The 8,823-nt window shown below is 48.4% G+C and carries 10 protein-coding genes; 8 read left to right on the top strand and 2 right to left on the bottom strand.

Going from position 1 to position 8,823, the window contains the following annotated elements:
- A partial coding sequence (locus AQR02_RS10015; RefSeq protein ID WP_425340003.1) for a DUF4395 domain-containing protein occupies positions 1–423 on the bottom strand: 423 nt, incomplete at its 3' end.
- 202 nt (positions 424–625) lie between these two features.
- Between AQR02_RS10015 and AQR02_RS31215 the strand changes: the two genes are divergently transcribed.
- The 7 genes from AQR02_RS31215 (at position 626) to AQR02_RS10045 (ending at position 6,906) form a co-directional block, all read left to right on the top strand.
- A complete protein-coding gene (locus AQR02_RS31215; protein ID WP_082451761.1) occupies positions 626–898 on the top strand; it encodes a TetR/AcrR family transcriptional regulator in 273 nt (90 codons plus the stop codon).
- Positions 856–1,194 (top strand): LmrA/YxaF family transcription factor, encoded by a 339-nt coding sequence (locus AQR02_RS31220; RefSeq protein ID WP_148449081.1) that lies wholly within the window; start codon positions 856–858, stop codon positions 1,192–1,194. Before AQR02_RS31215 ends, AQR02_RS31220 begins: the two co-directional genes overlap by 43 nt.
- Before the next feature lie 63 nt (positions 1,195–1,257).
- Complete coding sequence (locus AQR02_RS10025; RefSeq protein WP_054942057.1) at positions 1,258–2,712, top strand: DHA2 family efflux MFS transporter permease subunit; 1,455 nt, start codon at positions 1,258–1,260, stop codon at positions 2,710–2,712.
- Positions 2,713–2,896: 184 nt separating this feature from the next.
- A complete protein-coding gene (locus tag AQR02_RS10030) occupies positions 2,897–3,673 on the top strand; it encodes a M15 family metallopeptidase (RefSeq protein WP_082451957.1) in 777 nt (258 codons plus the stop codon).
- A 143-nt stretch (positions 3,674–3,816) separates the two neighbouring features.
- A complete protein-coding gene (locus AQR02_RS10035; RefSeq protein WP_054940441.1) occupies positions 3,817–4,587 on the top strand; it encodes a stalk domain-containing protein in 771 nt (256 codons plus the stop codon).
- Positions 4,588–4,760: 173 nt separating this feature from the next.
- Positions 4,761–5,387, top strand: coding sequence for a TetR/AcrR family transcriptional regulator (locus AQR02_RS10040; RefSeq protein WP_054940442.1), 627 nt, complete (start codon positions 4,761–4,763; stop codon positions 5,385–5,387).
- Positions 5,388–5,409: 22 nt separating this feature from the next.
- On the top strand, positions 5,410–6,906 hold the full coding sequence (locus AQR02_RS10045; protein ID WP_082451764.1) for a DHA2 family efflux MFS transporter permease subunit: 1,497 nt from the start codon (positions 5,410–5,412) through the stop codon (positions 6,904–6,906).
- Positions 6,907–6,991: 85 nt separating this feature from the next.
- Here AQR02_RS10045 and AQR02_RS10050 read toward each other — a convergent pair whose 3' ends face one another.
- On the bottom strand, positions 6,992–7,891 hold the full coding sequence (locus AQR02_RS10050) for a DMT family transporter (protein WP_054940443.1): 900 nt from the start codon (positions 7,889–7,891) through the stop codon (positions 6,992–6,994).
- Positions 7,892–8,016: 125 nt separating this feature from the next.
- Between AQR02_RS10050 and AQR02_RS10055 the strand changes: the two genes are divergently transcribed.
- Positions 8,017–8,823 (top strand): LysR family transcriptional regulator (locus tag AQR02_RS10055; protein ID WP_054942060.1); only part of this gene is annotated, 807 nt, incomplete at its 3' end.

Raw genomic sequence — 8,823 nt, forward strand, 5'->3', positions numbered from 1 at the left:
GCGTCTGTAGCTGTACATTTTCCATTGATAATGGATAAAGCAGCCGATGCAGAAGCCCAGGATGGCGACAGCAGCAGCAGTGGCAGCCAGAGCGGTGAAAATATACCCGAGTGCCGTCCAGCCGGCCAAAAAGCTGACCAGTCCGGCAGCAAGGCAAAAAACTGCAATGCTCTGGTTAAACTGCTGCTGATCCCAGTCTTCCTGCAGGTAAGAGGATGGCACTTTCCTCAGGAAATTAGCGGCTAGCTTAATCACCGGATTATATCCAAACAGCAGACCGGACAGTCCGGCAGCCAGCGGGAGCGTAAGAATCAAATAGGCGCCTGTGATCCAGGCCAGCAGTACAGAAATGACGATAAAAGCCTGATTGATTTTGACTAGAGGTCGGGGAATCCCTTTGGTTGTGCTGATTTCGCCCACTATAATACACACCTTTCGGATTGGAATAATAATATTATACTTTATTGGACTTAAGATTAACAATTGGAATGTTACTTTCTATTCCTAAGAATAATTAAAACCGGGACGGAAATTAAATTTGAAACAATTAAATGTTGACATATAGTTAAAATCTGTGGTTTTATTATGTAGACCGATTGTTATAAAAGAAAAGGAAGTGTTGAGCTTGTCGAACAAGCACAATGCGCGTGAGGCGATTGTGGACACCGCTTCAAGATTGTTTTTCACACAAGGTTATCACGCGACCGGCCTCAATCAGATTATTAAAGACAGCGAATCGCCGAAGGGATCACTTTATTATTATTTTCCCAGGGGCAAAGAGGAGCTGGCCTTAACCTGCATTAGCCGGACAAGTGAAATTGTTGCCCAGCAGCTCCGGTACTACGCAGAAAAAAAATGGGTACAGCCGCAATGGTACAGGATTTTATTCTGGAGGTAGCCAGGAAGGCTGAGGAGACTTCTTTTGAAGGTTTTTTTCCGTTCAGCTTCTGGGTCGCTGTTGAAACCTCCTGTGTCAGTGACGAGCTGCGCTCGGCCTGCCAATCGGTGTTCAGGGACTGGCAGGATGTTATTATGAAGAGTCTGCTTGAGGAAAGCGTTGATGACACAACTGCTGCCAATAAGGCTTCAGTCGTCGTCTCGTTGTACGAAGGCGCACTGCTCCAGGCGTTGACACACAAGAGCACACAGCCGCTGCTTGCTGCGGCACAAAGCATTCCTGCCATACTGGGTTAACAAACAGAAAGCTAGAGAGAGAAAATTATCGATTATCAGGAGGATACAAGAGTGGAAACAACCATGCAAGGCAAGCAACAACCCCAAGCAAAACAGTTCAAAACGATCCCGATCCTTGTTTCTTTACTGCTCGCCGGATTCATTGGGATGTTTAGTGAAACGGCACTGAATGTGGCACTGACCGATTTGATGACTGTGCTGAACATTACTCCTACGACAGCGCAGTGGCTGACAACCGCTTATCTGCTCACACTGGGCATACTCGTGCCTATTTCCGGACTCTTGCTCCAATGGTTTACGACCAGACAGCTGTTTGTAGCTGCGTTAAGCTTCTCGATTGTAGGAACCTTCATTGCGGCCATGTCGCCGAGCTTCGAGTTTCTGCTGCTGGCCCGTATTGTTCAGGCCATGGGAACAGCACTGCTCCTGCCGCTGATGTTCAACACGATTCTGGTTATTATTCCTCCTGAGAAAAGAGGAGCGGCAATGGGGCTCATCGGTCTGGTCATTATGGTCGCGCCTGCTGTAGGACCGACAATTGCCGGCCTGCTGATCTCAAATTTAAGCTGGCACTGGATTTTCTGGCTGTCGCTGCCTTTCCTGGTTATCGCACTTATCTGCGGAATCCTGTTCATGCAGAATGTATCTGAAGTCACCAAGCCGAAGATTGATGTGCTTTCCATTGTGCTATCATCGTTTGGCTTCGGCGGCATCGTGTACGGATTCAGCAGCGCGGGTGAAGAGAGCGGCTGGAGCAGTCCCAAAGTGATCATTGCGATTGCTATTGGCGTTGTAGCCCTTGTTCTGTTCGCCATCCGCCAGCTGACGATGAAGCAGCCGATGATTAATCTGCGTGCTTTCAAGTTCCCTATGTTTACTGTAGGGGTGCTGATGATCTTCATCTGCATGATGGTTATTCTGTCTTCGATGCTGATTCTTCCGATGTATCTCCAGCAGGGTCAAGGCTATAGTGCATTCAAAGCGGGTCTGCTGCTCTTACCCGGCGGGATTATCAATGGCTTGATGTCACCGCTGATGGGACGTTTGTTTGATAAATACGGTCCGAAATGGCTCGTTATTCCGGGTCTCGTGGTTGTGGCAGTATCACTCTGGTTCTTCTCAAGCATCACTGCTACGTCCACAGTCATTTTTGTTATCGTTCTGCACAGTGCCCTGATGATCGGAATTTCGATGATTATGATGCCTGCCCAGACAAACGGGATCAACCAGTTGCCGCTGGAGTATTATCCTGATGGCACGGCAATCATGAACACGCTGCAGCAGGTTGCGGGTGCTATCGGCACTGCGCTGGCTGTAAGCATCATGACCTCCGGCACGAAGAACTATATGAAGACAGTAACTGATGCCGCCGATCCGTCGAATGCGCTTGCGGCATTTACCCATGGGGTGCAGAACGCATTTATTTTCGGAATGATAATGGCTGTTATCGGTCTGATTGTGGCGTTCTTCCTCAAACGGGTTATTATCCAGCATAAATCACAAGCATCTATGCATTAATTTTTGTATTTAAGCAATCATAGCGATTTACTCTTGGAAAGGCATATCCGCATTGCGGGTATGCCTTTTTGTGCTGGACTTCCTGAGGGGGATAAGGTAACTTATACAGCGTAAATATTTCCGGATTCTAAGGCGAAGGAGGAGAAGGATGCCGCAGCGGGCTGAACAAGAAAATAACGATAATATGAAGAAGAAGAAGCGGTCTAGAGTGGCAAGACTGACTTCAGTAATCATCCTGCTTGCAGGGATAGGTGCATTACATGCAGAGAACTATGGCTCAGCACAGGCAGCTGTAACAGGTCAGGATACAGTGGGGATACCGGCGAAAAACAGCGTGGTGAAGAAAAATAATCTGCCGGACGGATTTGTATATCTTGATGAAGTTATTCCGGAAGCACAGTATCAGATCCGCTACTACGGCAAAAATAATTTTACCGGAGCGCCTGTCAACGGGTATAAGGCGCCACTGGCAATCTTCACCCGTACGGCAGCAGCTGCCTTGAAGAAGGTCAGTACCGATTTGGCCGGCAAGGGTTACATTCTGAGAATCTATGATGCCTACCGTCCGCAGAAAGCGGTAACCCGGTTTGTAGCATGGTCCCAGGATTCTTCGGATACCAAGAACAAACAGCTCTATTACCCGCAGCTCGATAAACGCAATCTGTTTAAGCTGGGCTTTATTGCCAAGAAATCCGGGCATTCCAGAGGAAGCACAATCGACTTAACACTGGCTGACAAAAAAACAGGAGCCCTGGTGGATATGGGCAGCCCGTACGATTTCTTCGGAGAGATCTCTTATTATAATACGGTGCTTGTGAGCAAGATCCAGCATCAGAACCGTAAAATCCTGAAAGATGCAATGGTCAAACAGGGCTTCAAGCCTTATACCAAAGAGTGGTGGCATTTTACGCTGAAGAGTGAGCCATACCCGTCACTTTATTTTAATTTTGATGTAGAATAACAAATGTTCCGGAAGGAGATCATAGGCAGATTTTTTACGAAAAACAGGTTATATTCTTGAGAAAATCGGTTATTGTTTAATGTAAGACTATTCCCTTCAGACTCTGTGTATACTAATTCTAATACAGGAGAGGTGGAATCGATTTGAAGACCAGAATCGCAGCCGTTATCCTTAGTATTCTGTTAGTGGCAGCCGGAACAGGGACTTTTACAGCACAAGAGGTTAAAGCCGCGCCGAACATGAGTGTTATTTTGAACGGACAAGCTCTTTCGCTCGCAGATTCCACGGTATACAAGAGCGGAGCTGCCGTAATGGTGCCTCTTCGTGAGGTTGCCGAGGCTCTAAAGTACAAGATTGCCTATCAAGGGAGTACAGGGAAAGTTCAATTAAGCAGGGTCAACGAAATCATTGAGTTTCAGGTTGGCGGTCATGAGATTGTAATTGGAGAAAAGGACAAGGAGAAGGTTTCTTTCAAAGGTGCAATTGAAACCAGGGAAAAACGGCTTTATGTCCCGCTATCTTTTCTGAACTCGATTGGCTTAATCGCCGGATATAACGCGTCTACGAATCAACTAGAGATATACACGCCTGAGGTGGCTGCTGGAGCGGTATCGACGTTGCTGGCAACAGGCCAATATCAGGAGCTGCAGACCCGGTACTTTAACGATAAATCCGGTCAGGTGCCTGATTTACCGCTCATTCAAAAGAACTGGGAGCAAATCGCAGTTCCGGCGGGGAAATATTTCGGAGTGAAATCTACAGCCAGTGATTGGGGCGAGGAGATGCTCACTATTCAAAGTATTTTGTCTTTTACAGAAACCGAAGCTGTACTAACTCTGTCATTGGACAGTGCCGGTAAAATCACCGGTCTGAAGCTGGAACCCGTGGCTGCTGCTGACGAATCTCATAGCTAACAAGCAAGGAGGCGACCGAACTCACGGGATGGGGCGGATCGTCTTCTTTTTGCGTATCTGTAATCGTATAGGCTATTGACATCACAGGAGAAACGGTATAGATTAATTCTGAATTAAACACTGTTTAAAACGACGTTTAGATTAGCTTTCAAAGGGGTGATATTCATTTTATTATGACCAAAGCTACTAACTACACAGATTCTTCAGAGAAGGATACGAAACAGACGATTCTTGATGCTACTGTAGAACTGATAAGGGAAAATGGATTCGGATGCGCCACACTCCGCAACATTGCCGCTAAGGCGGATATCAACCTTGCACTGGTGAATTATTATTTTGGCTCAAAGGATCATCTGCTGGGGGCTGCGGTAAGAGTGCTCGTGTCCACTTTTAACGATGCCTTTCAAGTGCTGGAGGATGATCTATTGCCGCCGAGACAGAGGCTTAAGGAGTTTTTTATCCGGTATATCACTAACCTTGAACGTTATCCGGGACTGGCGAAACAGATGCTTGATCAGCGGCATGTAATACTCGGCTCCCATGATGAATATGCAAGGTATTGCAAGATGATGAGAATTGAAAAAATTCTTGCCGCTTTGCAGGAAATTACCGGAGAACAAGACAAAGATCAGCTGATGACTATGCTTTTTCAGCTTTACGGTGCGATGGTATTTCCAGTTGTTATGGCATCAAGTTTACCCCAAGATCTGGAGGGTGTGCTCCCGGTCTTTCAGCTTCCTGCGACCAGTGATCAGATTGACGGATTGTTTGACCGTTTTTTTACCAAATCAAATCAATAAATAGAGAAGAGAGTGGAGAAACATGCCAAATATGATGAATGGGAATTCTGCTTCTGCGGAGCAGCCCTTCTCGCTAAAAGCCATAATTCCGCCACTTCTGGCAATTATCGTCGGGATGATTATGGTTATCCTGGACGGTACAGTAGTCAATGTGGCAGTACCTAAGCTTGTTGAGTATTTCAATACAGATCTGAAAACCGTCCAGTGGGCAATTACAGGCTACACCTTAGCCTTGGCAGCCGTGATTCCGCTGGCGGGATACATGACGGACCGGTTCGGGTCCAAACAAGTGTTTGTTGCGACAGTAGCGATGTTCGTAATGGGTTCGATGCTGTGCTCTCTTGCGCAGACCTCTACGCAGCTGGTTATTTTCCGCGTTATTCAAGGTCTTGGCGGGGGAATGGTTGCTCCTATCGGGATGGCAATGGTATTCAGGCTGGCCCCGCCGGAACGCAGAGGCACCATTATGGGGATGCTGGGCATTCCAATGCTGCTGGCTCCTGCACTGGGTCCGGTGCTGTCGGGGTGGCTCGTGGAGTATGTAAGCTGGCATTGGATTTTTCTGATTAATGTACCGATCGGTATTGTAGGCATCATTCTAGGGATCAAATATTTGCCGACCACGGAGAAGAAAGGCAAAGCGCATCTTGATGTGCTCGGTATCATCCTGGCTCCGGTGGCCTTCTCGATGCTGGCTTACGGTGTCAATGAAGGCGGAAGCAACAGCTGGTCAGCTCCAGGAACCATTGTCGGACTGTCTGTAGGCGGTGTGGCCCTAGTACTCTTTGTTATCGTAGAACTGCTCCACAAGCATCCGCTCCTGGAACTGCGTGTATTCCGTTCATCGGACTTCACCCGCGGAATTCTGCTCTCCTGGGTCACCCAGGCTGCATTATTTGGTTCCATGCTGTTCGTTCCTCTCTATCTGCAGCAAATCCGTAATTACACCCCACTGGAAACCGGCCTGATTCTGCTTCCGCAAGCTTTGGCTTCGGGTATCGGAATGCCGATCGGAGGGCGGCTGTTTGACAAAATCGGCGCCCGGCCGCTATTGTTTGTGGGGCTAAGCATCATCTCAACAGCGCTATTCATGTTATCTGGTATTACTACGGATACAAGACTTCCGCTGATTATGTTCTGGCTGTTTATGATGGGCCTGGGAATGGGCTTATCGATGATGCCTGTCAACACACATGTACTGAATTCCGCACCCCGTGAATGGGTTGGCCGGGTTACTCCCCTTACCGCTGCTGCACAGCAGGTGGTAGTCTCCTTTGCCGTTGCGGGCATGACCGGCTATTTAACGAGCCAGATTTCGGTCCACACCAAGGAATTGACCGAAGGCGGCAATCCGCTGGCGGCTGCGGTGCTTGGGTTTAATGATGTATTCTTTCTCTCGGCATGCATCGCAGTAGCGGGAGTCGTAATCAGTCTAATCCTGCGCAAGCCTAAGCAGCTTCAGCAGAAGGCTTCTGCCGATGGGCAGAAGCCTGACCCGGCAATGATGATGGGACATTAACGCTAATTAGCTTGGCAAAAAGCCGCTGCAGGCTGTGGTAGTTACCACAGTGCTGCAGCGGCTTTTTGCGCCTAAACAACTTAGTTTAGATATCTGCTCTGCGTTTCTTGAGATACCCGGGGAAATGGGAAGCCGACATTTTACCCAGCAGCTCGGAAGCGACAATACCCAGCATCACCAGAGCAGCTCCGGCATATCCCTGCATCGACAGCTGCTCTCCGGCGAACCAGTAACCGAAGAATGCAGCGAATACCGGCTCTAGTGAAAAGATCAGCCCGGTACGTGTCGGGGAGGTGAATTTCTGTGCTACCGGCTGCAGGATGAAACCGCAGGCACTGCACAGAATGCCGAGTGCCAGAATCGCAATCCAGCCCGGCATGGTGGACGGGAGACGGGGAGTTTCGAATATGGCAGACAGCACAAGCGCATAGCCGCTCACGAACCCGAGCTGGAGAATCCCGATGTTCAGCGAATCACAGCTTTTTACCGCCTTGCCGGTGACAAGGATTTGAACCGCATAGAACATGGCGGACAGGATGCAGAGAAAATCACCGGGCTGAATGTGTAATGCAGAATTCAGCGTAAGCAGTCCAATGCCGGCTATGGCCAGTATTGCACCGAATACTTGCGCAGCGGCGACTTTCTTACGGAAGACCAGGACATCAAGCATCGGTACAAAAATGACAGTCAGGGCGACCAGAAAACCTGCGTTGGAAGTTGTCGTTGTCTGCAGTCCAAACGTGATGCAGGTGAATACGCCGAGCAATAAAAACCCGAGCAATGCCCCGTACCTCAATGTTCTGAGATTGATGCTGCGCAGCCGTTTGTGGAACAGAATTGCTGCTAAAATAAAAGCAAGTCCGAAGCGGAGGGCAATCAGGTTGAATTCCCCGAGAGTGCCCAGCCCCATCTTCATAAATATATAAGAGGAACCCCAGAACATCGTTACAATCAGGAGCAGTAGCTCGGCCTTGAGCGGCTTCATCGTTGGTATCATCTTCCTTTTTCTTATCTTGTGATTATAGTATAATACGGTCAATAACATAAGTTAACTGAATGTTTATCATAGGATACATGAGAAAAATTCATGTTAGACAAGGAGATAGGAAGTTGAGCCTGAATAAGTATGAAGTCTTTCTGAAAGTAGTGGAGCTGAGCAGTTTAACGAAAGCAGCAGAAGTGCTGGGTTTCACGCAATCAGGAATCAGCCATACCATCAGCAGTCTGGAAATGGAGTTTGGATTCTCCCTGCTTCTGAGGAACCGCTCCGGAGTCAAGCTGACGGTCAACGGAGAACAGGTCGTGCCGGCGATTCGTGAGATTCTCAAGTGGAACGAGCAGCTGAAGCAGCAGGTTGCCGATATTCACGGGCTGGAGACGGGAACGATTACTATCGGAACATTCACGAGTGTATCCGTGCATTGGCTCCCGGGGATGATTAAGGAGTTCCGCCGGGAATATCCTTATATTGAATTCAAACTGATGGAGGGCGGATATCTTGAAATTGAGCAGTGGATTGAATCCGGTGTGATTGACTGCGGCTTCATCTCCCTGCCTACGCGGGAGAAATTTGAAGTGTTCCCCTTGAAAAATGACCGGATGCTTGCGATTCTCTCCAAGGATCATCCGCTCTCTCAGGCTCCTTATATGCCGCTTGCGCAGATTGCGCATGAGGATTTTATTATCCAAAAGGCGGGTTCTGACTATGATGCCCGGCGGGTTCTGGAAAAGGCAGGAATTCATCCGAATATTAAATTTACAGCAGGGGATGACTCAGCGATTATCGCGATGGTTGAGAACGGCCTGGGGATCAGCATTCTTCCGGAAATGGTCATCACCCGTCAGAACCACAACGTAGCCATGCTGGAGCTGGAAGAACGCAGCTTTCGTTCGCTGTGTATCGCTGTGGATTCGACT

This window comes from Paenibacillus ihuae (genome assembly GCF_001368795.1).
In the GTDB taxonomy this organism is placed as follows: domain Bacteria; phylum Bacillota; class Bacilli; order Paenibacillales; family Paenibacillaceae; genus Paenibacillus_AQ; species Paenibacillus_AQ ihuae.

Coding starts and splice junctions, on each gene's coding strand:
- AQR02_RS31220 (WP_148449081.1), top strand. CDS start 856: ATGGGTACAGCCGCAATGGTACAGGATTTTATTCTGGAGGTAGCCAGG.
- AQR02_RS10025 (WP_054942057.1), top strand. CDS start 1,258: ATGCAAGGCAAGCAACAACCCCAAGCAAAACAGTTCAAAACGATCCCG.
- AQR02_RS10030 (WP_082451957.1), top strand. CDS start 2,897: ATGAAGAAGAAGAAGCGGTCTAGAGTGGCAAGACTGACTTCAGTAATC.
- AQR02_RS10040 (WP_054940442.1), top strand. CDS start 4,761: ATGACCAAAGCTACTAACTACACAGATTCTTCAGAGAAGGATACGAAA.
- AQR02_RS10045 (WP_082451764.1), top strand. CDS start 5,410: ATGCCAAATATGATGAATGGGAATTCTGCTTCTGCGGAGCAGCCCTTC.
- AQR02_RS10050 (WP_054940443.1), bottom strand. CDS start 7,891: ATGAAGCCGCTCAAGGCCGAGCTACTGCTCCTGATTGTAACGATGTTC.